This window comes from Campylobacter sp. 1569, assembly GCF_024723675.1.
In the GTDB taxonomy this organism is placed as follows: Bacteria; Campylobacterota; Campylobacteria; order Campylobacterales; family Campylobacteraceae; genus Campylobacter_D; species Campylobacter_D jejuni_C.
In genome coordinates, this window is the sequence record NZ_JANQDB010000078.1 from 1 (window position 1) to 205 (window position 205).

Below are 205 nucleotides of genomic sequence, written 5' to 3' on the forward strand. Positions count from 1 at the left end.
TTTAGCCATAAAGCTAGAACATAAAAATATCATACTCATAGGTCAAGATTTAGCTTATAATGAAGAAGGTAAATCTCATCCTAAAGAGTATCATTATTTTAAAGAAGATTTTGAGGGAAATAGAAAACAAGGTTTATTCATCACTGCTTATGGTGGTAATGGTAAAGTTGAAACAAATCAATTTTGGATTTTATTTAAAGAAAGC

At 27.8% G+C, this 205-nt stretch carries 1 pseudogene; it reads left to right on the forward strand.

The window, feature by feature from the left end:
- Window positions 1-205: pseudogene (locus tag CAMP5060_RS08255) on the forward strand (DUF115 domain-containing protein); the annotation flags it as partial.